General features: G+C 67.1%; 18 protein-coding genes, 1 pseudogene and 1 CRISPR repeat array. Of the genes and pseudogenes, 6 read left to right on the top strand and 13 right to left on the bottom strand.

Translation table 11 applies throughout. From position 1 onward, the window contains the following. Nucleotides 1-64: 64 nt before the first annotated feature. Nucleotides 65-994, bottom strand: a complete 930-nt coding sequence (locus ACGFN2_RS13645; protein WP_393360000.1) for a DUF5655 domain-containing protein — start codon at nt 992-994, stop codon at nt 65-67. A 719-nt stretch (nt 995-1,713) separates the two neighbouring features. Here ACGFN2_RS13645 and ACGFN2_RS13640 point away from each other — a divergent pair. Then, nucleotides 1,714-1,950: a DUF397 domain-containing protein gene (locus ACGFN2_RS13640; RefSeq protein ID WP_393359998.1), complete on the top strand. Its 237-nt coding sequence runs from the start codon at nt 1,714-1,716 to the stop codon at nt 1,948-1,950. Nucleotides 1,951-2,037: 87 nt separating this feature from the next. Then, entirely contained in the window at nt 2,038-2,964 is a 927-nt protein-coding gene (locus tag ACGFN2_RS13635) for a helix-turn-helix transcriptional regulator (RefSeq protein ID WP_393359997.1), read from the top strand. 3 nt (nt 2,965-2,967) lie between these two features. Here ACGFN2_RS13635 and ACGFN2_RS13630 read toward each other — a convergent pair whose 3' ends face one another. The 10 genes and pseudogenes from ACGFN2_RS13630 to ACGFN2_RS13585 form a co-directional block, all read right to left on the bottom strand. Continuing rightward, a complete protein-coding gene (locus ACGFN2_RS13630; protein WP_393360216.1) occupies nt 2,968-3,762 on the bottom strand; it encodes an SAM-dependent methyltransferase in 795 nt (264 codons plus the stop codon). Nucleotides 3,763-6,599: 2,837 nt separating this feature from the next. After that, entirely contained in the window at nt 6,600-7,250 is a 651-nt protein-coding gene (locus tag ACGFN2_RS13625) for a DCL family protein (protein WP_393359995.1), read from the bottom strand. A 1,555-nt stretch (nt 7,251-8,805) separates the two neighbouring features. Beyond that, nucleotides 8,806-9,582, bottom strand: coding sequence for a hypothetical protein (locus ACGFN2_RS13620; protein WP_393359993.1), 777 nt, complete (start codon nt 9,580-9,582; stop codon nt 8,806-8,808). Beyond that, nucleotides 9,579-11,597 (bottom strand): hypothetical protein, encoded by a 2,019-nt coding sequence (locus tag ACGFN2_RS13615; RefSeq protein WP_393359991.1) that lies wholly within the window; start codon nt 11,595-11,597, stop codon nt 9,579-9,581. The genes ACGFN2_RS13620 and ACGFN2_RS13615 overlap by 4 nt, the downstream gene beginning before the upstream one ends. Next, the gene (locus ACGFN2_RS13610) at nt 11,594-12,379 is read right to left on the bottom strand and encodes a hypothetical protein (protein ID WP_393359989.1); all 786 of its coding nucleotides are present in this window, start codon (nt 12,377-12,379) and stop codon (nt 11,594-11,596) included. The genes ACGFN2_RS13615 and ACGFN2_RS13610 overlap by 4 nt, the downstream gene beginning before the upstream one ends. Nucleotides 12,380-12,489: 110 nt before the next feature. Continuing rightward, nucleotides 12,490-13,194 carry a Crp/Fnr family transcriptional regulator gene (locus ACGFN2_RS13605; protein WP_393359987.1) on the bottom strand — a complete coding sequence of 235 codons (705 nt, stop codon included), beginning with the start codon at nt 13,192-13,194 and terminating at the stop codon, nt 12,490-12,492. A 19-nt stretch (nt 13,195-13,213) separates the two neighbouring features. After that, nucleotides 13,214-13,708 (bottom strand): Pycsar system effector family protein, encoded by a 495-nt coding sequence (locus ACGFN2_RS13600; protein ID WP_393359985.1) that lies wholly within the window; start codon nt 13,706-13,708, stop codon nt 13,214-13,216. An 863-nt stretch (nt 13,709-14,571) separates the two neighbouring features. Continuing rightward, complete coding sequence (locus ACGFN2_RS13595) at nt 14,572-15,249, bottom strand: hypothetical protein (RefSeq protein ID WP_393359983.1); 678 nt, start codon at nt 15,247-15,249, stop codon at nt 14,572-14,574. Nucleotides 15,250-16,295: 1,046 nt separating this feature from the next. Then, a pseudogene (locus ACGFN2_RS13590) lies at nt 16,296-17,368 on the bottom strand (FAD-dependent monooxygenase). 284 nt (nt 17,369-17,652) lie between these two features. Then, nucleotides 17,653-17,862, bottom strand: coding sequence for a hypothetical protein (locus ACGFN2_RS13585; RefSeq protein ID WP_211117544.1), 210 nt, complete (start codon nt 17,860-17,862; stop codon nt 17,653-17,655). A 201-nt stretch (nt 17,863-18,063) separates the two neighbouring features. Between ACGFN2_RS13585 and ACGFN2_RS13580 the strand changes: the two genes are divergently transcribed. Both ACGFN2_RS13580 and ACGFN2_RS13575 read left to right on the top strand, forming a co-directional pair. Further along, on the top strand, nt 18,064-18,408 hold the full coding sequence (locus tag ACGFN2_RS13580) for a DUF6233 domain-containing protein (RefSeq protein ID WP_393359980.1): 345 nt from the start codon (nt 18,064-18,066) through the stop codon (nt 18,406-18,408). Nucleotides 18,409-18,696: 288 nt separating this feature from the next. Next, the gene (locus ACGFN2_RS13575; protein WP_393359978.1) at nt 18,697-19,242 is read left to right on the top strand and encodes a GNAT family N-acetyltransferase; all 546 of its coding nucleotides are present in this window, start codon (nt 18,697-18,699) and stop codon (nt 19,240-19,242) included. Between the two features lie 105 nt (nt 19,243-19,347). On the opposite strand, the gene istB is transcribed toward ACGFN2_RS13575, so the two are convergent. Beyond that, nucleotides 19,348-20,121 carry an IS21-like element helper ATPase IstB gene (gene istB, locus ACGFN2_RS13570; protein WP_274740426.1) on the bottom strand — a complete coding sequence of 258 codons (774 nt, stop codon included), beginning with the start codon at nt 20,119-20,121 and terminating at the stop codon, nt 19,348-19,350. A gap of 23 nt (nt 20,122-20,144) precedes the next feature. Then, nucleotides 20,145-20,660 carry a hypothetical protein gene (locus ACGFN2_RS13565; RefSeq protein WP_393359976.1) on the bottom strand — a complete coding sequence of 172 codons (516 nt, stop codon included), beginning with the start codon at nt 20,658-20,660 and terminating at the stop codon, nt 20,145-20,147. 24 nt (nt 20,661-20,684) lie between these two features. Continuing rightward, nucleotides 20,685-22,985: a CRISPR direct-repeat array (repeat unit 29 nt; unit sequence GGGACCAACCCCGCGGGTGCGGGGAGCAG). Nucleotides 22,986-23,094: 109 nt separating this feature from the next. On the opposite strand from ACGFN2_RS13565, the gene casA reads away from it, so the two are divergent. Both casA and casB read left to right on the top strand, forming a co-directional pair. Further along, on the top strand, nt 23,095-24,807 hold the full coding sequence (gene casA / locus ACGFN2_RS13560) for a type I-E CRISPR-associated protein Cse1/CasA (protein WP_393359974.1): 1,713 nt from the start codon (nt 23,095-23,097) through the stop codon (nt 24,805-24,807). A 90-nt stretch (nt 24,808-24,897) separates the two neighbouring features. Beyond that, nucleotides 24,898-25,530: a type I-E CRISPR-associated protein Cse2/CasB gene (gene casB / locus ACGFN2_RS13555; RefSeq protein WP_393359972.1), complete on the top strand. Its 633-nt coding sequence runs from the start codon at nt 24,898-24,900 to the stop codon at nt 25,528-25,530. Nucleotides 25,531-25,570: the final 40 nt, after the last annotated feature.

Below are 25,570 nucleotides of genomic sequence, written 5' to 3'. Positions count from 1 at the left end.
TGCTCTGACATCGCCGAGGGGGTGGCGGGCCAAGGGGGATTGACGTGCCACCCCTCCGCGCGGCTCACGCCGCCTCGAACGCCCGCCTAATCAGCGGCACGGCCTTCTCTAGGTCGGCTGCCGAGACGAGGCGCACCTCCAGGTCCCCGGTCCCGAGGTGCCCGATGCCGCGCATGTCCCGGGTGAAGCCCTCCTCCAGCGTGACCGTGTCCGGGTCGAGTCTGAGATAGACCAGGATCGCCTCGTGCTTCGGACGGAAGATCACCGATGCCACGTTCACCAGCCGCCGATAGGCGATGTAGTGCCGCAGAGGCGCCACCTCGACCTCTCCCCACGCCGTCAGAGCGTCGTCCAGCTCCGCGTACAGGTCCTGTAGGCACCCCGGAACAAGGCCGGCACCCGCCGGCGAAGGAGAAACCGGTGCCGCTGACGGGCTGCCGACCACCGTCTCTCGGCTTCGCCGAGACGAAGCGGCGGTCGGGGAGCCGGGCGAGGAGTCCACGAGCAGCAGGCTCAGCAGGCCGCCCTCGAAGATCCGGTAGCGCACCAGGTCGATTTGCTCGGGCAGCCGCTGCACGGCCACGCGGTCGTGATGGGAGAAACCGGCCGCTATGCAGACCATCCGCGGGCGACGCCAGTTGATCGACTCGGCAGCCTCCGCGCCCAGCACCCTCTGGACAAGCGCCTCGAATTCGTGGTGCGCCGATTCCAGCCAGGAGAGGTATGAGACGGCCTGCGACAGCACCCCGCTGTCGGAGCCCTTCTTGAACTCGATCACCACCGGGCTGCCGTTCTCGTCCAGACCGAGCGTGTCGATCCGGCCTCGGTGCCACGGACCGGTCGGGTACTCCGACGCCAGGAACCGGATGCCGAGCATCTGCTCCAGACCGGCCTCGACCCGCCGCTGCAGCTCCACCTCCAGCGCCACCGTCGAACCGGGCAGCTCCGCGTCCCGCCCATCCACGTCCCGCCGGAACAACATCAACTCGGCCACCAGTGCCACCTCCCCGTGATCTCTGCAAGAAGACCAATCGACGGACGGCTCTGGGTATTCCTCACCCAGTCGGTCAAAGCGATCCTTTGCCCAGCTCCGGGGGGTGACGCACCTGCGTGGCCAGGACTGCGCCTTGGCAGCAGCGTCCGCGGTGACCACGCTTTGCTGACCGGCACTGCTCGGGTCGGCCGACAACTCTCTCAGTACGGCAGGACCGCGATGGCGCTGCTCGCGGGCTTGTCAGAGAAACGGTGCCGGATAACGGCGCAGTGCTTCGCCACCGTTGTGCAGTAGAACGTCGAATTCTGCTTCAACGCCTTCGTTGGGAAACGTCGCTACGGCACAGAAATCCGGCGACACCGAATATCGAAAGCTCCTTTATTTGCGGTTCTCCAGGTACGTCGGGAGCCCGGCGAGTTCTTTTCATCAGGGCAGGCCACCCGTCACGCCACCGCTGGCGCTTCGGCCAATCTCTCAGGTCTGGATGCTCGATGCTTCCGCACGGCTATTCGATGGGCAAGGGTCATATCGTCATCTCGCAAGAACACTCTTTCGAGGGACGGCAGGCCCCCTGGTCCACAGCTAGGATCATCAATAACCCGATGCTCCATGAAATTTCAGGGCGGGTTTCACGTGACCGCAGCGCGACGGGGAGTCCCTATTGGCGTCTCGGGCGTCAACGGGGTTGATGCAGGTCGGAGGGGAAGGGGTAGGTTCACATGGCGGAGTACCGCAACGGGGTGGCGGCAAAGTCGATTAAGGGGGCGCGCTGGGTGAAGGCCAGTGCGAGCGACCCACTTCATGATTGCGTTGAAATTGCAAAACTGGGGAGCGGCGAGGTGGCGTTCCGCAACTCCCGCTTCCCGGACGGAGCTGCCCTGGTGTTCACGTGTTCGGAGATGGCGGCCTTCCTGGACGGCGCACGTAAAGGAGAGTTCGACAACATGGCTGTCTGAAAGTCGATGGCCAAAACTGGTTACTGACGCGTCGGCTCCTCATGCTGGAATAGGGTGATGGAATCGCCTTCTGTATGAGGAGTTCGAGTGTCGGATCGGGTATTGAGCGTTGTTGTAGGCGGCGACGAGGAAGCGCCGGCTACTGCCGACCTCGTGCTGGGCAAGTACCTCCTTCAGCTGCGCAAGCAAGCAGGGCTCACCCAGAAGCAGGTTGTGGATGCCGGCGCCTTCAGCTCGGTGTCCATGCTGAGCAAGTACGAAGGGGGCAAGGTCACTGTCCAGGAACAGGCCGTGATCAAGCTCGTCAAGTTCCTCGGCATCCAGGATGCCGAGGAACTTGACGAGCTGCGCGCCTTGGTGGGCCAGGCAAGGACCAAGGAATGGTGGTCCGGATTCTCGGACGTCGTGCCGGGGTGGCTCAGCCGGCTGTTCAGCATGGAGAACTCTGCTCACCAGATCTGGACCTACCAGGGAAACTTCGTTCCCGGCCTGCTCCAGACGTCAGATTACGCACGTGCCTTGATGCGCGCCCCGTACAGGCGGCCGGGCAGCGACGGTGTCGACCTCAAGGCCGCGAAGATGATCGAGCGGAGGCTGACGGTACGCCTCCAGCGACAGAGTCTTCTGGACCAGGCCAACGCACCTGACTTGTATGTGGTGTTGGACGAAAACGTCCTCAGCCGGCCGACGGGAGGCCGATCCGTGATGCGCGGACAGCTCCGCCAGCTGTACAACTACGGTGAGAACAAGTCACGGGTTCACATCCGCGTCTTGCCCTTCTCGGCAGCGGAGTTCGTCACCCCACTCAAGACGGCTATGACTCTTCTCAAGTTCGCTGCTGGCCAGGGTGGTGACGTCGTATACATCGAATGCAGCAATGAAGGCGGGACATACGAGAACGAGCGAGAGCCCGTGGAGAGGCACAAGGCATCCTTCGAAGAGTTGTGGGCACATGCCATGGACAAGGAGGCTTCCTTGAAGCTGCTCGATGTCTACGCCAACAAGCTGCGGTAGGCGTTAGGAAATTCGAGCGACGCCGCCGTATTCCACCCACTCCTGTGTTGCCTGGCGAGGAGAAATCTGGGAGTCGGGTCGCCATTGCGAGACCTCGCACGGTTCGTCGGCTTCTTGCATTTCGAGTCCCTCGAAGAAGCGGCGCACATCGTGAAAGGAACGAACTTCCCCCCAATTGCCTTCGGTGATGTCACACATGAAGCGTGTCACGTCTTCGCGCAGCTTAGGGTCATCGCTGGTGAGTTGCGAGATCACTAGGTAGCTGCCCGGCGGTAGTCGTCTTGCTACGTCACGCACGAGCTGCCAGGGGTCGGGAGTGGAGTTGTTGGGGATGCAGTGCAGCACGGAGACGAAGAGGGCTGCCACAGGCAGGCTGTCTCGAAGGAGTCGGTGCACCTGGTCGGTGGCGAAGATCCGCTCTGTGTCCCGCATGTCGCTCATGATCACTGCGGTGGTCTTCATGTCCTCCTGGAGCATCATGCGCCCGTGAGCCAGGACGATAGGGTCGTTGTCCACGTAAACGACTTGAGCGGTATCGTCGATTTCCTGCGCCACTTCGTGGACGTTAGGGTGAGTCGGAAGGCCCGATCCGAAGTCGATGAACCGGCGGACACCGCACTGCGCCGCGAGAAAGCGGACAGAGCGGATCAAGAACGCCCTGTTGATGAGGGCGAGTTCCCTAGTGCTAGGCGCCATCCGCAACAGGTCGTCACACGCTAGGCGGTCGGAGAAATAGTTGTCCGTACCGCCAAGTAAATGGTCGTACATTCTTGCGACGCTGGGTTTGCTGACATCAATAGGAATGCGATGCTCCCCGCGTAGCCGGCCCGCGTCCGGCCCTCATGGGGGGTGCGCAGGTCTCCTGGTGAGTGAGTCCACCCATGCTAGGAGTATCGGCTCGCATCGGGCTACCTCGCCCGATAGTCCAGGGTGACTTGGGAGGGGGGAATCGGTCGATTCCTGTGCGTGATTTCCATGCCCCGGCGCCGGCACGCGGACATCAGTCGGCTGGATCGTATGCCTGGCGCATATGCAATGCGTACCCAGGGCGCCTGGGCTTGGGTGCTGCTCCATGTCGCTGCCCCCACCAGCTCTGACGCCTGACGGGTAGCCCCGTGCAACACGGTCCCGCAAGGGAGGGGAATGCTTATGCGACTGGGACAAGGTGTTGCACGGGCGCCTACGATGGCTGAAACCAGACGGCACGGTTGCCAAGTCGCGAGACCCTGCAAGGCGGTTGTTTTGACCTGCTCAAAGAAGCCTCGGCGGGGACGCGGCAATGCGGACCGCAGTCCGTTGAATCTCCACGGCGCCGACTGGAAACGATGCCCCCCTCGCGGCCGTGCGCCTACGTCAGTCATGCGTCCTGCGACAGCAGTCGCGTCTCATCTGCCGGTTAACTAACCCCAGAGCAGGATCTAACGGTCACATGGCATGCCCGTAGTCGTCGGGGGCGAACATGCGGCCGCGAGCGCCATAGGTTTGGCTGTGCGCAATGCGGGCTCACGCGACCAAGTCACCTCGCTCCACGCGAGACGGCATATCCCAACAGGCTTCGCTTGCAAATCCGTCATACCTCCGCGCGGTGTCTGCCTCCCCTGTCACCCGCCCTGCGGCGTCGCGAAAGCCCGGCTGCCCTCGGACGGGTCAGCCGGGCAGGGGCTCATGGAGCCGTGCTGCAGCCTTCACGCATGGGCTATCGCCTCCAAGCCCGTAGGAAGGTGAGAACGGAACGATCTGCCAGCACCATTGGCGTCAGGGACAGGAGCACGCCGGCCCTCAGTAGGCCACCCTGGCAGACCGCGACAATGATCAGAGCAGTCGTCAGAACAGAGCGCCACCGTACTGTGACTGCAAGAATGTTCATGATCACTGATTGGCCGAGACCATAGGGTGGAACGCTATTGCCGAAAGACACCGGACGCTGACTGATCCAGTTCTGGTGCATGCGTGCGATCAACTCGAAGTCCTCCTTTAGGGATCGGGTGGAGCGGACGCGTGAGGGCTTCGAGTCCGGCTGCCGTCGCCTCGGAGCCCTTCTTGCTGTCCTGCCCGTAACGTAGCGAGCAGCCGCCCGCACTACCACTGGCGTGAAACTTCTGAAAATGGGCTCACTGCCCCCCGCCTGTAGGTGAGTTGACGCACGGAATGCCCAATAGGCAGAGCAGATTGTGCATAGACGGTCAGATTCGATCATGGGTAGGGCGTTCAGGTCAGGGAAATATCCTCAAGCTTGCGAGAGGCGAGTGATCTGATTCGCATATAGTCATCCGAAAGAGGGAACTCTCGTCTCTCTTCTCTCCCCTGTCGCTGCAAGTGCAACCCGGACGGGAGCCATCATTCGCGGTCAGGAGCCCCCGCCACGGTCGCATCAATCTGCCTCAGCCTGCCCACACGAAGCCGCGGGCGCTCTCCGTAGAAGCCAGTCAGGCGACGTCGTCCACAGTCGACTGGCCCGCGGCGGCGTGGATGCTCACGCGTTAGCTGTCGCAGTCGAGTAGGTCTTGGCCGCGCAGCCGGAAGCCCCCGGGGCCGGCCGAGGGTCACGGCCTCCTCCGGCAGCCCCGGACCTGGTCCTCGCGTCGACGTGCGGTGCGTCGACCGGGCTCTGGTGCACGGGACGGACTGTGCCGCTCGCCGGACCTGTCTGCGTGGGAGGGAGAGGCCCCGGCCCGCACGCTGCCCCCAGGGGGATGAGGATCTCAAGTGTGGTGGTGTCGCACGAGGTGGAGGCGGCGCTTGTTAAGTCTCCACAAGCGTATGAGACTGGGGGATCGAAGGGACTTGGGCCGTGGCCAGCGAGTCGGCGGGTGGTCACTGTGTGGTGCACAAGGAGAGGCAGCGGTGGACAGCCGGTGGACAGATGCCTTTGGACGACGCAGCACGGGGTAGCACGCCCCAACCCGGTGCACCCGTTCTGATCAGTGGAAACGTCACGAGACGGCACCACGCAGCACCAGGCAGCATGACTGCTCACGGTCTCGTAATGCGTAGGTCTATCCGAATCCCGAAAAGCGGCTGAGCTTTGCTCTCCACGCCTGTACAGCAAGGGCACAACCTCGCAGGTGCCACACCTTGGCCCACCGACGCGGACACGGGACCAACTCCGCGGGTGCGGGGAGCAGGCACGGCGGTGGTCGCGTACTGCTTGACGTACGGGACCAACCCCGCATGCGCGGGGACCACGCGCGGAGCCGCAACGCCATCGCGGAGGACCTGGGACCAACCCCGCGGGTGCGGGGAGCAGCGGGCCCTGCTGGGGCTCGCGTACATGCTCCCGGGACCAACCCCGCGGGTGCGGGGAGCAGCCGTTCGCCGGCGACCCGGCCACCGAGTCCGAGGGACCAACCCCGCGAGTGCGGGGAGCAGAGATCGAAACGTACAAGCTCCGCAACACCATCGGGACCAACCCCGCGGGTGCGGGGAGCAGCGGCGAGTGGCCTTCGATATCAGACGATTCCCGGGACCAACCCCGCGTGTGCGGGGAGCAGGAGTTGTTGGCGATGGCGCCTCCCGGCGTCGAGGGACCATCCCTGCGGGAGCGGCAAGCAAGCACCGACGATCCAGTGGTCGACGGCCCCCGACAGGCCGAGTGCCAACCATGATCTCTCCCACGTAGGGAGTCCATCTGGGTGCTATCTGCGAGGACGTCTCTGGTTCTCCTGCGACGAAAGAAGTCCAAGCACAGCACGCTCCTGATGGTGGCTGCACCATTGTTGAGCCAACTGGCGATCCCTGAACCTTCCGAGACCGGGCTCCGTCGACGGGGTCATTTCAATCGCTTCCCACCCGCCGACCGTCCCGGCGAACTCCTCTGCGATGACCACAAACGAGGGTCCGCGGAAGTAGCTGACAGCCGTGTTGCTGCTATTCAGAGGCACGCCGGACTGGTCCGAGGTTAACGAGCCAGCTTCCTTTCGAGCCTCGAAGTAGGTGTTGACGTGAGTCTTAACCTCGTCTCGCATGACGTTCATGACCTGTTGGCGGTAGGTAGGGCGACTCAGGCAGGTCTGGTACGAGAAGTCGATGCGGCTCCCGTCCGTACGAAGCACCTCGAATCCCGGATACGGGCCTCGCTGGGGCGGAGCGATCGCAAACGCATCAATGCCGGGGCCGACCTTGTCTTCCGCTTCATGATGCTTGTCGAGAAGGTCCAGCAGCAGCTGATGGTCGCCCTCCTGGTCCACGATGCTACCCATGGGGTACCGGTACAGCACTGCGCGCACGGCCTCTTTCGCCTCCCCCTTCGTCCGATACCTTCGATGCCCAATCCAAAATTCAGGCATGGCCACTCCCTCTTAGACGTCGTAAGCCCTGCGGCGCAATTATTCCGACAGCGTTTGGCAATCGCGTCCCATCGCCACGTCATCCCTCGGGTTCGAGCGACGAGGAATTCTGGTGTAGTCCTGCTCACCTCCCCAAGCAAGCGGTTCGAGTTGGGTTCATAGGTTCGGGTGGACTCTCAACGGAGGAGCAGGGCAGGAGTGCAGGCGCCTGCGAGCCCCTCCCAAGGGCCATCCCTGTGTCGTGGGGAGCAGCGGCAGTCAGCGTGACTCCACGGTATTGGCAGGACCATCCCCCGCAGGCGCGGGGACCACCTCGGGCGGCGAATTCGCCCCGGCCAGGATCGTGGACCAACCCCGCATGCGCGGGGACCACCGACCTGCGCCGTCGCAAGTGCTCGGACCCGGTGGACCAGCCCCGCATGCGCGGGGAGCAGCCGCTCGACACGTTCTGTCCCAAGACGAACGGGGGACCAACCCCGCATGCGCGGCCCACCCGGCCCCGGCCGAGACCGAGCCCTACCAGATGGGACCAACCCCGCATGCGCGGGGACCACCTGTCGCCTCCCACCCTCGTCATCCGGCGCCGGGGACCAACCTCGCATGCGCGGGGACCACCCTCCTCCAGGCCCCATATCAGCCGTCCAGGTGGGATCAACCCCGCAGGTGCGGGGAGCAGGCCCACAGGACCCGGATCGCCGTCAAGGTGGTGGGATCAACCCCGCGGGGCGGGGAGCAGGGTCTGGCTCACGGTAGTTCTCCTTCGTGGTCGGGACCAACCCCGCGGGTGCGGGGAGCAGGGCCGCTCCTGCGCCAACAGGAACGGCCCTCGGGGACCAACCCCGCGGGTGCGGGGAGCAGCAGAAGGACGACGAGCAGCACGGCGAGATGCAGGGACCAACCCCGCGGGTGCGGGGAGCAGGGGGCCTCCAAAGTTCCCTCGTTGCCCCTCTGGGGACCAACCCCGCGGGTGCGGGGAGCAGAGGCCGTGAGCTGCGGCTTCAGGAAGAATCTGAGCTGTTTTTACTTACTTTCAGCGATTCGGGCATATCGACCTTGTAATGGAGAGATGGCTCAGCAACAGCGCGCCGTAGCGGTGCTCGAGGACGGTTCCACCGCCGCCCGTGGCATACGGACTCGCATGCCTTGCGTTGTTCTGGGCACGGGATTGATCAGGCACCACTCCAGCCTACGGGCCCTTGTTGCGTACCGCTGATGGACAACCGATCAAATTCGTACTCGGGGGCGGCCGGTCTCGGAGCATGGTCAACCGACTGGCAGTGGCGCCCGCAGGAGGGTGCGGGCACGTTCGGCCATCGCCTGATCGCTGTCCTCGGCGGCTCGCAGTAAGGCCCACTGTTCCGTGATTAAGGAAGCACGTCGTCAGGATCGTCGGGTCGGTGGCCGTGAACGCGATACACGAGCTCGTCCGGGTGTCGCATGACCCTGGCCAGCCGCCATGTTGCGTCGTACGGCCTGCGGCCGTGTTCCCGGGACCACAGGCAGAGCGCGAGCAGACTGGTAAGCGGGTCGAGCATCCAGCGCAGTATAGAGGTCTTCACTGCTCGTCCTCCGTTGCGAAGGGGATGGTCGCGGGGGACGGCGCTGCGGACTTCAGGTCGTCGGACGGCGACGGCCAGGGGAACCCATCAGCCCAACCCATCTGTTCGAAGAGCGTGCGGGCGGTGGCAATGAACCGCGCCTGCCGCCCGGGTACGGCGTCCAACCGCTCCCAGACGTAGAGGAGGGTGTGCGCGAGCCGCTCGGCTTGTGTGCGCTCGGCGACCGATGTCCCTACCACAGGCAGGATGGCGTCCCTGAACGAGTCCCAGTTGAGTCCCGACAGGTCGTCCAGATGTTGCTCCAACCACCACAGCCTGGCGGCATCCCGGTCGGTGCACACGGTCCGAGCAAGCTCCTGCCGGCGCAACCGGTCTTGCGCGAGCCGGAGTTCCACGTCGCGCAGGGCGTTCTGATGACTCTGAGCTCGGTCGGCGTCCTGCTGGGGAAGCAGCAGGGTGAGTCGTGCCCTGAACCAGAGGTTGGAACGGCTGTCGGGGGTTTGCCAGGCCGAGACCGCCAGGATGAGCCTCTGCCGAGCGCACTCCACCTCCTCGGGCCGGTGCTCCGCGGCGATGCCGCGGCCGAGCTCGTCCAGGGCCAGGCGGGCCGCCGCTCGCGCGGCGGTCCCGTGCTGGCTCCCGGCTGCCCGGGGAGAGACCACGTGGGTGAGAGTGCCGCGCGCGATGAAGCGGACGCCCGGCAGGCAGGTGGGCCAATGCGCTGTGAACCGGCCGATCCGCCGTCTCCACCAAGGACCGGGACGATCGGTCACGCCTCCGACGCCTTCCGGACAAGGCTGTAGTGCTGCATGGCATGGCCGAGGATGTCCCGCCAGAACGGCCGGACCACCGCCCCATCGGCCACCAGGAGTCGGTCGAGCCGCAACCGCAGCCTCGGCGGGGCGAAGACCTCCGCGAGCAGGGCAATCACCGCGTCCCTGTGTTCGACGTCGTGCTCGAACCGCTCCTGCCACCAGGTGAGCTGGGCGATCACGGCGTCCACGGCGTCGTTGGTAGACAGCAACGCCTGCCAGGCATGGACGTAGTGCTCCCTGCTGGACGCGTCGAGCGCCGAGGCGAGGATCAGGTCTGTACCCGTCTCACTGGAGACGAGCGCCAGGAAAGAACCCAACGCTTGGCGGCGCGCTTTTCCGTCGGCCTCGGCCCCGTGCTTTCCCAGCCACTGCACGACCGTCTTGTCCACGAGGCCGGGGGCCTGGCGGACGAGCTCCTGGAAGGCGTCGACCAGCTTCTCGTCGCCGAACTTCTTCCCGCCCGCCGCTTTGCCCAGGCGGGTCAGCGCGAGCGCCGGCTGCTCCAAGCCCCAGGGCCCGCCGCAGACTTCGACGACCAGATCGAGCTTCTCCGCATTGTTGGACTCCGCCCAGTTGAGGAGCCGGTTCCGGACATAGCGGCCGAGTTCGGCATCGGTCGCGGCTTTCGTGAGCGCCTCGACGGCCAAGATTCGGCGAGGGCCGGTGAGCCCCGTCGCGAGAGCGTCAAGCACGGCCCTGTCGTGCCGACGCACCGCCAGGCGCAGAAGGGCCTCGCTTGCCAGGCGGGCATCGTCCTCCGGGACGGACCGATTCGCGGCGACACCGACCGCCCACGACGTCAACAGGTCGTGCTGGGTGGGGAACTCGTCCCACAGGTGGCGCAGGATGGCCGCGGGCAGCCCCTGACAGCTCCGATCGTGGTGGGCGCGGTCGCCGGCGGGCACGATCTCGGCAGCTCGAAGCCGATAGGACGACGTCGCGTCGGTGAGCACATCGGCTGGCCCGCGGGCCTGGCCCAGTGAGGCGAGCAGGTCGTCGGACGCGCGGACGATGGAACCGCGCCGCCCTCCGTCGAGCAAGGCTCCCGCCCACACCGTGACCCGCGTGGACAGCAACGACGGAATCCCGTCCGCCGAACCGCGCTTGTTAAGAAGCTTCTCTACCGTGGTGTGCCAGTCCCCGAAACGGTCTACGGCTTCCTTGATCTGTTCCCTGCTCTTGGCCGCACTGAGGAGTCCGGCCAGTCGGCACGCCTCACGTGCGGAGGGGTCGGCTGCCCAGATCGGGGAGAGTTTCTCGTCCGTCAGCCATGCCGCCCGGTCCGCGTGACCGTGTGCGTCGAACTCGGCCTTGACCAGACGCCGCGCGCTGGGGGACTCCAGCCGTACGGTGACGTCGCTGGTGGCATCGGCCCACGCGCCCTGCCAGTCGCTCGGGGTGGCGAGCACGACCAGGAAGGACCCCCGTTCACAGAGCGTCGCTCCATGACGGACCAGGTCCTGCCCGAAGCGGGCGGGCGGCTCGTCTGGGAGGTCGGAGAGGTCGAGCACGAAGCCTGTCGCCGACCGCACGGGCAGGCATTGGGTCCCGGGCTTGGCCCACTCCGGTTCGAGGTCGAACAGCTCCGGCTCCCGAAGTGCCGTCGCACGGCGCAGGAGCCGTACGGCTGCGGTCCGCCGGCCGCTGCCGGCGGGCGCGCATAGCACCACGACGCCGCGCTCTTCGAGGATTTTGGCGGCCTCCGGAAGACGGTTCGGCTCCCGAGGTTCGACGAAGCGCTCGTCTTCGCTCGCCCTGTAGGCGGGGTCGTGGCCGTCGATGGGCAGATCCTGGACGTAGTCACCGTTCAGGTGCACCGCGTAGTTGTACGCCTGGACGCTGTGGTCGCCGTATTGGTGGAGCTCGGGCGCGTTCGACGGCGGTGCGCCAGCCGGGGCTTCCTGCGTCGGCGGCTTCTCCGGGTCCGTACCGCGGTACGTCGAGTCGTGTGCTTCGGTGCTCCGGTCGCTCATCGCTGCCCCCGCTTGCCGTAGAGGTTGTAAGCCTGGGTGCTCTGCTCGCCGTACTGGTGGAAGTTCACCGCGCCGGGACCCGCCGGAGCCGGGGGAGCTGGCGCCACGTGCGCCCCGGCTCCCGGCTCCTCCTCGTCCCCGGCTGTAGCAGACGGCTCGAAGATGTCCGGATCCGCGAGCCCCCAGTCGAAACCGGGAAGGTGCAGATAGGCCGGCTGCTCGAACTTCTTTACCCTCACCAGATGCCGGTGGAAGTGCGCTGGCAGCACGTCGTCGTTGACGCAGCCGCTGTCGAAGACGTCCTCGTACACCCGCTGGGAGACGATCACGGCAGTGTTGGTGATCTCGGGATGCCCGCGCCCGAGCACCGTCCGCACCGTCTTGTCGTCCAGGAGTCGGTGGGTGTGCACCATGGGCACGCCCAGACCGCTCTGAGGCAACGGCCCGACGTGGATGCTGACCCGCAGCTGCAGCGGCTTGAGGTGCGGGTTCTCGGCCCGCCGACGGCCGAGCGCCTGCCGAAGCGCGTCGGGGAAGTGCCCCACCAGCGCGGGCAGGACTTCGGGGTCCATGCCGGCGACGTAACCGTCGCCCGTGTGCTGGCCGAATACGCGCCGTTCCCAGTGCGCGCTGACATTGCTGGCGCTTAGCGCCTGGGCCAGCAGGGGCGGGATGTCGGCGTTGACCCGCTGCATTCCCTTGCTGTCAAGTGTTCCGAAGTCCCTGGCGTCCACGGCCAGCACGGCCCGGTAGGGCCACAAGGGCTCCCATGACGGCAGCATGCGCCGCTCCTCTCGTCGCTCTCCCCACCCATGCGGCGGGGAGAGCACCACCCTGTTCGAGGAGGCGGGAGCCGACCGTCCAGCGCTGGACGGTACGGGCGTGTGGCACGTCACATCACGTGAGCTCCGCGCGGCGGCCGGTCGCCGTCACCCACCCCGACGTCCTGGGACGCGACTCTCAGCAGGGCGAGATCCCTGACAACGAGCCGACGACGGCCGAGTGTGACGATGCCGTCGGACTGTAGACGCGCGAGGGCAGCGATCGCGGACGACCGGCTCATACCCGCCATAGTGGCCAAGTCCTCCCTGGGTATGCCGAGTTCGACAACAACACCGCCGCGCCCGTCACGGTGACCCACTTCGTCCGCGAGATGGACGACCACCCGTGCCAGGCGCGCTGGCGGCGGCAGATGAGCAAGGTCGGCGCGCAGACGCTCCTGGCTGTTCAGCCGGTCCACGCTCAGTCGGTACACGACCGGCTCCAGGCGATGCCGGGCCACGTATCCACGGAAGGCATGTGCGGCCATGACGACACCGGTACAGGGACGTACCGCAGTTACGGTCGCCGAGCGCGGCCGGTCGAGCAGCACACCCATCTCGCCGAGGACCTCGCCGGGGCCGCGGAGCATCAACGTCAGGCGGTCCCCAGCCTCATTGCCCTGCACCACCTTGACGAGGCCGTCGACCAACGCGATCACACCGTCGGGCGACTCGCCCTGGGCCAGCAGCACTGCCTGGCTCGGGTAGGTGCGCCGACGCCCACGTTCGATCAAGTCACGCCACACATCAGGAGAGACCAGGGAGAGGAAGTTCACCGATACACCTCCTGGCACGTCACGCGAAGATGGTGGCCACGGCGAATGAACCGCAGCCCGCGACTGCCAGTACGAGAGAGCACTGCACCCGGCGGTGTTTGGCCCAGGCGATTTCGCTCATCACCACCACCTGCCGGGTGAGAGAAGGCAACGGGTCCGTGCTCCGCAGTGTCCTCTCCAGCGTGGCTGGTTCCATGAGCCGCAGGTGACCGAAGTACAGGAAGTCGCCATCCGGATCTGCTCCTCGCCGCTCCTTGCCGAGCCGGGGAGAAACAGCCCATGCGGCGCAACCGGCACCCCCCATGATGAGTACGACACCGAGCCATAACAGCGTCTGCGCCGCGACGGACTCGAACCCGCCCGCTGCCCGCCGGGAACTCGCCAGGAGACTGAGCACAGCCAGCATGGTGGACTGCAGAGTCAAGGCGAGCGCGGCCTTCGAGTCCGCCTTGGCCGTTGCATCCGCGACGGCTGACTGGATCTTCCACGCTGTTTCGGTCGGCTCAGTCGGCACGGCGATATCCCCCAGGTGTAGCGAGTGTCCACTCACTGTTCACTGTTGCTGCGCTGAAGGCTGCGCGTGCATGGCCGTCCGAAAACACACGGCGGATATCTTGGCCTGAACATGGTGGGGGAGAGGGCGATCCCCGTGGGCGCTGCCGTAAGCGCCCGACGACGCGCCGCCTGTCCGGCTGGCCCGGGGTGCACGATGCGCACTCCACCTGGTCGACCGGGTCGCATGCGCTCGTCACCTGGGATGGCAACTTCCCTGGAGGCGATCGCTTCTACGCGTTCGACAAACTCGGCAACTCGGAGGCCTGTCGATTCGGGCGCCGGGCTCGCGCTTCTCAGGAGGCTCGGTAAGCCATGTGTCAGTCTTTGGGGGCGGCGGAACGTGCGGCTACGGCGTCCCTTGGGACCATCAGGGCGACGGCTCCCGGGACGTCCGCGGGTTCCCTCTGCTCCGGGCCGCTGCGCTTCGACTTCGGCGAGCAGCCGGTCGAGGAGGGTGCCGTCCGGCCGCTGGGCGGGGTTGCGGACCAACAGCAGGGCGAGGGGGCGGGGCGAGGACCCCGGAGCGGACCGGTGGCGGGATCGGGGCGGCCACGTACTTACTGGAGCATGCCGGGGAAGCGCAGACTCGCTGGGGCTGGCCTGGGAGACCACGCGGCAGTTGTCATGGTGGATGAGACGTCTGGGGCCTGCGGGCCTCCGCATGCAAAATCATGGGACGGCGCCAGCTGTGGATCCAGGACATCGGTGGGTCTGGGGCGCCCTGGCGTAATTCCGTCTTAGAGCCACCCCGAAGACCCTCTGGCGCGGTCGGCAATCCGGGTGTGCCGGATCCGAGAATGGCAGGTCCATGCACTGGCAGCTTCAGTCGCTGCAGTGTTTCTTCGAGCCGCCTGATCTGCACTGGCCACGCCAGACACCGTGACGATCCTTGACAGCCTGCCCGCTGCCCGCTGCCCGATGGCCCAGGCACGCCGGTAGCATCGGGGTTGCCTTAACGGAGGTTGGCGGAGACGAAGCGGGGTTCGGGGAGCCGGGCGAGGAGTCGACGAGCAGCAGGCTCAGCAGGCCGTCCTCGAAGATCCGGTAGCGCACCAGGTCGATTTGCTCGGGCAGCCGCTGCACGGCCACGCGGTCGTGATGGGAGAAACCGGCCGCTATGCAGACCATCCGCGGGCGACGCCAGTTGATCGACTCGGCAGCCTCCGCGCCCAGCACCCTCTGGACAAGCGCCTCGAATTCGTGGTGCGCCGATTCCAGCCAGGAGAGGTATGAGACGGCCTGCGACAGCACCCCGCTGTCGGAGCCCTTCTTGAACTCGATCACCACCGGGCTGCCGTTCTCGTCCAGACCGAGCGTGTCGATCCGGCCTCGGTGCCACGGACCGGTCGGGTACTCCGACGCCAGGAACCGGATGCCGAGCATCTGCTCCAGACCGGCCTCGACCCGCCGCTGCAGCTCCACCTCCAGCGCCACCGTCGAACCGGGCAGCTCCGCGTCCCGCCCATCCACGTCCCGCCGGAACAACATCAACTCGGCCACCAGTGCCACCTCCCCGTGATCTCTGCAAGAAGACCAATCGACGGAGGGCTCTGGGTATTCCGCATCCGAGCAGCGAAAACGGCTATGTGCCCAGCCCTGGGGCCTGCCCGGCCGGAGAGCTACGACCTGGCTTGGACCAAGGCCACCACCCGAAGCCCTGTCATTCGGGTGGTCCGTGGAGCGGATTGGCAGCAGGCTGAAAGGGACGCGCGGACCCATCCGGATCCGGACTACGGTCCCTGGGTCGGCGTGCGGGGCGAGGGCCAGTAGGCCGGTAAAGCCCGGCTGGCGCCACCGAAGCAACCCCGCGGGTACGGGGAGCAGACAGCACCCACGCCACCGGACCTGGCTGCGGCGGGACCAACCCCGCGGGTGCGGGGAGCAGATCTCGGCCTCGCCGGTCAGGAGCCGCATCTCGGGACCAACCCCGCGGGTGCGGGGAGCAGCACATGCAGCGCGCGCCGGGCACGGTGAGGGCGGGACCAACCCCGCATGCGCGGGGACCACACGCCTTGGCCGTGGGGTTGGGCGTGGCGGAAGGGACCAACCCCGCATGCGCGGGGACCACTGGAGGACGAACAGCCCGTCACCAGAGCGGCAGGGACCAACCCCGCATGCGCGGGGACCACCGCGAGTGCCGATCGCGGCTTCCCGGTGCCAATGGACCAACCCCGCATGCGCGGGGACCACCGAGGGAGCGTGATGGATGATCTGGCGTGCTGGGGACCAACCCCGCATGCGCGGGGACCACAGGCTGTGAGCTGTGGTTTCAGGAAGACGGTGAGTTGATTTTACTTACTTTCAGCGATTCGGATATAGCGCCCTTCGGTTGGGTTGCGGCTCCAGCAGGGCGCAGTGGTCCGCAGAGCCATTGCGGCCTGGGCACCGCTCCGGCGTCGAGCACCCCGCACAGGTGATGTCGGTGTCCCCAGGCTAATACTGGACTCTCGCTCGATCCGTCACACCGGATCTTGCCGGGTTTGAGTCGGCGTCATGGCGGGACGCGATGCCCGATTCGACTTGGCCGCCCGCCGACGGTAGGCCCCTCAGCCGGGCTGATGGAGATGTTGCCTGGGAGCTGTTCCGCCTACCACGGTAACGGGCTCATACAAGGCGCCGCCGGCGGTGCCTGAGGCCGAACAGGACGAGAGGGCGCTGTCCAGGTCGGGACTGTCCCGCAGGGACTTGGCGAGGATGACGGCGTCCTCCAGCGCCATCGAGGCCCCTTGCCCGGTCACCGGCGAAGCCGCGTGCGCCGCATCGCCGATGAGCAACGTCCGTCCGGAGTGCCAGCGGGTGCCGGGCGGGATCTCCGTGGCGTTGGTGGCCATGATGTCCTCGGCGGAGGCCGCGACGATGTCCGCGGCGGGTGTGGCGTCCTTGGCGAGCAGCGCGACGACTTGATCTCGCCAGTGGGACGGCGTGGGGTGTGCGAGTTCGCCGGCGGGGACGGCGTCGCCGCTGACGTGGGCGAACCAGTAGGTCTCCCCGTCCGGCGAGACCATGTAGTCGAACGCCGCGGCGCTGCCCCGCACTGTGGTGAACTGGCCGGTGGGCTCCGCCGCCGGATTACTGCTCGTGTAGCCGTAGAAGACCGCGTAGACGGGCTCCACGCCGGGTGCGACCGATCGCCGGACGGTCGAGCTGAGGCCGTCCGCGCCGACGACCAGATCGCCGGTCGCGACGCTTCCATCAGTGAAGCGCACGGTCACCTCGTCCTGTCCGTTCTCGACGGACACCAGCCGTGCCCCGTGCGACAGCCGGATTCCCCGGCGGACCGCCTCGGCCTGCAGAGCGGCGTTCAACTCGCCCCGGCGCAGGCACCGGTACCACAGCCCTGGGTCATCGGCCTCGCCCAGCGGCACCTGGACCAGGTGACCACCCTGTGCGTCGAGAACCCGCATCGAACGCAGCGGGAAGCCGAGCGCCGCGACCACGCCCGAGGCGTCAAGCTCGGCCCGTGCGCGCATCCCATTGCTCGCCACGGCTAGGAACGCCCCGATATCCTCAGCCGTGTCAGGGTGCGCCCGTGCACGGCGACTTCGAACCCCGCCTTGTGCAGCGCCAGCGCAGCCGCCGTACCGGCGATCCCACCACCGATGACCAGAATGCGCGTCACGTACCACTCCGCCCTTCTTGGCGGGTCCCTCGGGGCTCCAGGTCCATGATGCACCGGTCAGCGCGAAGCCGCCGTGCCCCCCCTGGAGCCTTCGGACGTCACGGCATCACTGATTGATCTCCCCGCCCCGGTCGAGCTGGCCTGACTCACCAGCTGATCGCGTTGCGGAGGGTCAGCTCAGCCCGTGATTCAGCCCACGAATTCGCGGTCGGAGCCCCGGGCCGCGAGCTCAACTGACCTCTGACAAGTGATCTTGACCGATTGCCAGGCGCCCTTGGCTGTTCCTAGTCACGACCGCTGTTGTTGGTCGGCGTCATACTCAGGCGCTGGCGTCGGCGTCGGCGCTTCTCGGAGCGATGCACCAGCTCGCTTACGGCGAGCGTCACGGTCGCCACGCGGCGGGCCCAGCGGGGTCCGCCGCGTTCCGCCCACACCACACATGCACACCCGCCGACGGCGAGCACCACGACGCCGAGCAGCACCAGATTGATCATGTTCTTCACCCCTGCGTTCAGTTGTACGACCCTGCTGATGGTCTCAGACCAGGAAGGGCCCCAACGGGATGTCCGACCGAAACGACATCTGGTCCACTGCCGCTCCCCTTCACGCTGGAGGACCATTCGGCCAAGATCAAGTGGCAGAGGACATCAACGGTGGCGCCGTGCAGCGAGCACGGCAGGCTTAGAATCGAACGTGTGAGCGAAGCATCTCCTCTCCCTGCCGACCTGTCCCGGCTGAGGGTGATCGCGACCTACCTTCGGCTGGAGCTGGACCGCGTCCAGCTGCGCATCGCCGAGGCCGAACAGCAGGAGCAGGAGGCTGCTCGGCGGGTCGCTGCCAGCGCCGGGCCGCCGCCGGCCTGGACGGTGCAGATGAACGTCGGCGCGGACCCGCAGCCAGTGGCCATCCACCATGGCGAGTGCGCCGTGGGGCAGCCCCGCGTACGGCCGATCACCCGACGCGGTGCTATCGAGGCGCTCACCGCTGGGGTGGAGGCATGCGCGTTGTGTCGTCCGGACCGTGAACTGCGAATCGACTGAGCCGTGGCTGCGGGAATGCGGGTGGCGGCGGGTGGATCATGTGGCGGAGAAGAATGCTGCTCTTCTGAGGAAGGTCCTCGGGACTGGCTTCGTGCATCTTTAGGAACAGGAGATGTGGACGAGGTTGGGAGGCAGTTGGTGATCTTTCCTCGTTTGGATGTCGATGAGAAATGACGGCACTAACGGCGGTGGGAGTTGGCTCACGTCCCTGACACGAGCCCCGGCGGGGTTGTCGGCTGCTGGGGAAACCGACGTGACAGGCGATGCCTGCTGAGGAAGACTCGCGTCGTGCGCGATCGTGTAGATACCCCCTCTGGCCTGGTGCTGCGGAGATGGATGGCCGAGGACGCCCGGGCGGTGATGACCGCGTTCGCGGATCCGCTCATGCGTGGCCAGTCCATCGAGCCGGTTGATTCTGTTTCGGCTGCCGAGCGGTGGATAACGGCTCGTGGTGACCAGTGGGCTGCGGGGTCTTCCTACTCCTTCGCCGTCGTCGACGGGGGTGGCCTCGTTCTCGGCCAGGTGTGTGTTGGCTCAGTGGATCGGCGTCATGCCACTGGATGGGTGTCCTACTGGACGACGGCAGCGGCCCGTGGCCGGGGCATAGCTTCCCGTGCCTGCCGTGCTGTGGCCCGCTGGGCTTTCGACGACGCGGAACTCTTCCGGCTGGAGCTGGGGCACCGGGTGAACAATCCCGCCTCATGCGGAGTGGCTCGCGCTGCCGGCTTCGCGGTGGAGGGACAGCAGCGACAGAAGCTCGAATACGACGGTGTCCGCTTCGACGTGGAACTCCACGCCCGCCTGGCAACGGATGCGGAGCCCGTGTCCTTGTAAGGCCGGCTCCAGCCCGTGGCACGTCTTTGGTGGGATTGAGCGAGAGGCGATGCGGGACCGCCCGCCGTCCGTGAGGGCCGGCGGGCTGTCGGGTGAGTGCCTCTATCAGCTGACCTTGGCGGGTTCTTCGGCTCGGGCTCGGGTGCTGGCCAGGCGGTAGGAGTCGGTGCCGGTCTCGATGATGGTTCCGTTGAAGGTCAGCCGGTCGACGATGGCCGCGCAGAGCCGAGGGTCCGTGAACGTCTTGGTCCAGCCGCCAAAGGACTCGTTGGAGGCGATGGCAACGCTGTTCTTCTCCTCGCGCTCGGTCAGAACCTGGAACAGGAGTTCGGCGCCGTGCCGGTCCAGCTCCATGTAGCCGAGCTCATCAATACACAAAAGATCAACCCGCCCGTAGCGTGCGATGGTCTTGTTCAGCTGCTTCTCGTCGGCGGCCTCGACCAGCTCGTTCACCAGCTTCGTCGCGAGCGTGTAGCGGACCCGGTAGCCCTTCATTGCCGCCTCGGTGCCCAGGGCGATCAGCATGTGTGACTTGCCGGTGCCGGAGTCGCCGATCAGGCAGAGCGGCTGCCCCTGCTTGATCCATTCACAGCTGGCGAGGGTGTGGACGGTAGCCGCGTCGATGTTGGGGTTCGCGTCGAAGTCGAACGCCCGAAGGGACTTCTCCCGAGGGAAGTTCGCCGCCTTGATCCGCCGCTCCGAACGGCGGCGGGCCCGGTCGTCGCACTCGGCCATCATCAGTTCGGCGAGGAAGCCCCGGTAGCTCATCTGCTCCTTCAGCGCCCGCTCGGCGATGTCGGAGAACTCCTTGCGGATCGACGGCAGCCGCAGCATGCGGCAGGCCGTGTCGATGGCGGCGTCGGCGGCTTGCTCGGTCAAGCCTCGCTGGCGGGGCAGGGTCGTCACTGTGCTTCTCCCTCACGGTGGTCACCGCCGCTGTCGCGGCGGCGTCGGAGCAACTGGTCATAGGGGGGCACCGAGGGCAGCGGCCTGGTGTCCGGCGGAAGATGAGCCAGGCGCCACTCGTTCAGAGACGTCACCGTCGCCGGCAACTTGCCGGAAGCCAGATGGTCTGCCCTGGGGCCGGGTTCGGTCTCGGCCTGGGCGGCCTTGCGGGCCTCCAGCGCGACGGCGTCCGCTGTCAGGGCCCCAGCCCGCAGGGCAGCGGCGAGGCCGGCGACGACATGCTCATGAGGCAGGTGCCGGCCCAGCAGCAGGACCTCGATCAGGGCCCGGGTGCCGTCTCGCTCACCGTGGATCTTCTTGGCCTGATCCCACCAGGCGTCATGGACCGGGGTGAATTTGCCCGCCGAGCGAGCCTGTTCGAGCGCGGTGGAGCCGGGAAAGGCGCCGGGCTTGCGGACCAGTGCCTCCAGGTAGTGGTCCAGATCCAGGCGGACGGCGCCCTTGGCAATCAACCGCTCCCATCGGCTTGCGGCCGCGGGACCAACCCCGCGGGTGCGGGGAGCAGATCACGGCGGGACTGTCCACAGAGACCGGGAAGGGACCAACCCCGCGGGTGCGGGGAGCAGACCCAGATGATCAGGCTCCACCGGCGGTTGACGGGACCAACCCCGCGGGTGCGGGGAGCAGGCGGACGTCGAGGACAACCCCGACGGCTGCGCGGGACCAACCCCGCGGGTGCGGGGAGCAGACCGAGGCCACTGGCGCCTGGCACGGTGTCCCGGGACCAACCCCGCGGGTGCGGGGAGCAGGACCGCACCGCTCTGACCTGCGGGAAGGGGACGGGACCAACCCCGCGGGTGCGGGAAGCAGACCGCGTGCGTGGCGCCACGCCAACCTGTGAGGGGACCAACCCCGCGGGTGCGGGGAGCAGGACCGGCACCAGGCCGTGGCGCTCGGGGACGCGGGACCAACCCCGCGGGTGCGGGGAGCAGTGGTCCAAGGCCGGATCCAACATCCTCTCGCAGGGACCAACCCCGCGGGTGCGGGGAGCAGGAGCCCGAAGCCCTTTGGCGACAACGACAGCGGGGACCAACCCCGCGGGTGCGGGGAGCAGGCGCCGGTCGCCTCGGCGACGTGGTAGGTGATGGGACCAACCCCGCGGGTGCGGGGAGCAGAGCAGAACAAGGTTGTCATCCAGATGGTCGACGGGACCAACCCCGCGGGTGCGGGGAGCAGGAGCGCTACGGCAATGGCGAACTCGACCTGGAGGGACCAACCCCGCGGGTGCGGGGAGCAGCCCCGGCCGTTCCCGCGCCGCCGGTCGAGCCAGAGCCTGAGCCGGAGGGACCAACCCCGCGGGTGCGGGGAGCAGGTCAAGCGCGCCATCCCGGACGTCATGGCGATGGGACCAACCCCGCGGGTGCGGGGAGCAGGTCCTCTCGGTCGGGCTGGGCGATCAACCCGAGGGACCAACCCCGCGGGTGCGGGGAGCAGGAGGAGTTCAGCTGCTTCTGGTACGCCGCGAGGGGACCAACCCCGCGGGTGCGGGGAGCAGCCGAGCCTCCGAGCCGCGGCGAACAGCCTTCCGGGACCAACCCCGCGGGTGCGGGGAGCAGCCCGAGGCATAGCCGGGCAGGCGGCCGGTGCGGGGACCAACCCCGCGGGTGCGGGGAGCAGCATGTTCGCCGTCCGTATCAACGCACCGGAAGGGGACCAACCCCGCGGGTGCGGGGAGCAGAGGTGCTGGGACAGGCCCTGCACATAGCTGTCGGGACCAACCCCGCGGGTGCGGGGAGCAGAGGTGCTGGGACAGGCCCTGCACATAGCTGTCGGGACCAACCCCGCGGGTGCGGGGAGCAGAGAGAACCAGGAGCGGGTGCGGATCAAGCCCTGGGACCAACCCCGCGGGTGCGGGGAGCAGATGGCAGCGGACTCCTCCCCGACCGGCAGCTCGGGACCAACCCCGCGGGTGCGGGGAGCAGCCTGGCAGGCCAAGTTGGAGAGCAGGGGGCGCGGGACCAACCCCGCGGTTGCGGGGAGCAGGTGGAGAACAATCCCTTCGCCTCAAACGCACAGGGACCAACCCCGCGGGTGCGGGGAGCAGAGGTCGCGGAGCAGGTTTGCGCTGAAGGTGTCGGGACCAACCCCGCGGGTGCGGGGAGCAGCACCACGCACTGGGCATCCGCCCCGTCTACCCGGGACCAACCCCGCGGGTGCGGGGAGCAGACCTGGAGCACCTCCGGCACGTCCGGCTGGAAGGGACCAACCCCGCGGGTGCGGGGAGCAGACGTCCACGCCAGCAGCCCCTGATCGGCGGGGGGGGACCAACCCCGCGGGTGCGGGGAGCAGGTCTCGTGTCGCTCGTCTTCGCTCTGCCGTGCGGGACCAACCCCGCGGGTGCGGGGAGCAGCGGATCGGCAGCACGAACCCGTCGTGCGCCGCGGGACCAACCCCGCGGGTGCGGGGAGCAGCGGATCGGCAGCACGAACCCGTCGTGCGCCGCGGGACCAACCCCGCGGGTGCGGGGAGCAGGTCGCCACTGTCTGATGCGATGGTGGCGAGAAGGGACCAACCCCGCGGGTGCGGGGAGCAGTGGACCCTGACCCTGGTCAACGCCACGACCTCGGGACCAACCCCGCGGGTGCGGGGAGCAGAGCCGCCGACCACGCCCTTGCCATGTACTCGTGGGACCAACCCCGCGGGTGCGGGGAGCAGTCGGCGAGCTGCTTCTTGATCTCGTCGGGCGTGGGACCAACCCCGCGGGTGCGGGGAGCAGGATAGCGACGGCGAGCGCGGTGATGGCTTCGAGGGACCAACCCCGCAGGTGCGGGGAGCGGCACTCCGATGTTCATTTTGGCATTTCGGGACGGGGCTGGGGGCTGCTGTGCAACGATGTTTCTCGCGTCTTATGGCGTAGACGTATGGGGGGAAGCCTAGTTGTGTAATTTGCTGGACGACGCGTGGCTGCGTGCACGCGCCTCGAACAGTGCTGTGGGGGAGGGCCACCGCGGGTTTGGCGCCTTCGAAGAAGTTGGCGTACGACGGCTCCTTCTGGGGGCCGAGCGGTTCCAGGACATCGCTGTCGAGCTGCCGACCCAGAAGCCTGCAATTTTCCGGCAGTTGTTGCTGCCCATCGTCGTGGATGCGCTGGGACGGCCGCGGGATGCCGCTGAGTGGGTTGCGATGTTCGAGGCCGGGGCCTTCTCTCCTGAGCAGTGCGACAAGCTCAATGCTTACCTTGACGGACACCGCCATCTGTTCGACCTCTTCGGTAAGGATGCGCCTTTCGCACAGGTAGCGGGGCTGCGTACCGCCAGAGACGAGACCAAGGGGGCTGCGCTTCTGGTGGCGACGGCTGCCACTGGCAACAACGTGCCGCTGTTCTCGTCCCGTTCGGAGGGGGACTCGCTGGAGCTGACCCCGGCGCAGGCTGCAAGGTGGCTGCTGCACACCCATTGTTGGGACACGGCCGCCATCAAGACCGGTGCAGTGGGCGATCCGCGGGTGAAGGCGGGGAAGACGACGGGGAATCCGGTCGGTCCGCTGGGGCAACTGGGCGTCGTTATGCCCAAGGGGCGTACCGTCTACGAAACTCTTCTGCTCAACATTCCCTTCGGACAGCCGCTGCTGTCCGATGACCTTCCCCAGTGGAGGCGTCGCGAGCCGGATAGCAGGGTTGAAGAGACGCTGTCCTGTGCCACACCGGCTTGGCAGGCCCGCGCATCTCGTGGGCTGTTGGACGTATGGACCTGGCAGTCGCGTCGCATCCGGCTGGTTCCGGAGGAGACCCCGAGCGGGCTGCGGGTCACGCAGGTCGTTGTGGCAGCGGGTGACCGACTGGACAGCACGCCCGATCACGAACCCCATACCGCCTGGGTCGTCGACAGCGCCGCTACCCGTGGCAAGAAGAGCGGCAAGGGGAAGGTCGTCTCTCCTGTTCGTCCTCGACGACATCAGCTGGGGCGTGCTGCTTGGCGAGGTCTGAACGCATTGCTGGCGGTTGATCGTGCGGGGGAGCAGATCGATGCGACGGACGTTCGTGCAGGCTTCCACACCAGCGTTCTGCTGAGCCGCATCGGTGCGGTCAGGGAGCGGCTGCCCCAGGAGTACCCGCTCCAGGTAGAGCTGACAGGCATCGCCTACGGCACTCAGTCCTCCGTCGTCGAGGATGTCTTCTTCGACGAGATTCCCCTACCGTTGACTGCACTGAACCCGGACGGCATCGTCTGCGGCTCGCTTCTGGAGGCCCTGAGCCAGGCGGAAAGTCTCGCCGGCGCGGTCAACAATCTCTCCGCTGATCTGCGGCGGGCGGCCGGCACCGAACCGATCCCCTGGGACAAGGGGCAACGCCCCGGGGACACCTTGCTGCACGCCCTTGATCCGCTGGTACGGCGGCTGCTGGCCGGCCTGCGCACGGTCGGTGAGGACTTCGAACAGTCCGAGCGTGGATTGACGGCATGGGAGCAAAAGGCCGGGCGAGAGACATGGAAGGTGGCCGAACAGGTGCTCTCCACAGCCGCCCCCGGACTCTTCAGCGGCAGAACCGTGACGAAGGACGGCAAGGAACGGCTCTATCAGCTCAGTCGCGCCGAACGTCACTTCCTGGACCGCATGGATGAGATCCTCACCCGTCGCACGGCCCTGCGGAAGTCCGCCTGAGCGGCAGTGCAGGCCCCGCTCTTCCACCCGTCCCGTCACCGCACCACACATGACCGATCGGCTGCCCGACGAAAGTGAAGGGGGACTGCCGTGTCTGCCACACCCGAGACCGGCCCCAGCAGCACCACCGAACCCACGGCGTCCACGCTCGTCCGCCGCTACTGGAGCCAGTACGTACGGAACGACGGCACCTGGCGCATCGATCCCAAGAACGGGGCGCTCGCCAAGGCGCCCGGCGAAGATCTCGCCGCCCTGCGGTCCGGTCTGGGGCAGCCAGCTGGCACGGTTCCCGCGCTCTGGCCCTTCTACACCAGCCACACGGACGGACAGGTGACGCCGGAGCTGGAAGCCGAACACGCGGCGCTATCGCTCTATGGCCTGCATCAGCAGAGCCAGTCCCACCCCGTGCACAAGAGGGGTGTCGGGCTGGGGGCGGCCCTGCGCGCGCTACGTCACGACGACCGGTTCAGCACGGAAGCCGTGGACCGCCGGGTCGCAGCCGCGGTGAACACCACCTCAGTCTCCGCCCTGGTGTACCGGCTGCGGGGCTTGATCACCCAACTCCGGTCCGTCAAAGCGCCCTTGGACTACGACCAGTTGCTTCAGGACATCAAGAACTGGCACTACCCCGAGTCACGTCGACGGGTCCGCCGCACCTGGGGACTGGCGTACCACTCCTGGAATGCCCACCCGGTCACGTCATCACCTGACCACGTCTCCTAGCGCTCTCACGACAGAGCCGCCACGCCCGTCCGCAGACCAC

This window comes from Streptomyces sp. NPDC048612, assembly GCF_043199295.1.
Taxonomy (GTDB): Bacteria; Actinomycetota; Actinomycetes; order Streptomycetales; family Streptomycetaceae; genus Streptomyces.
This window is presented reverse-complemented; position numbering and strand designations above follow the sequence as displayed.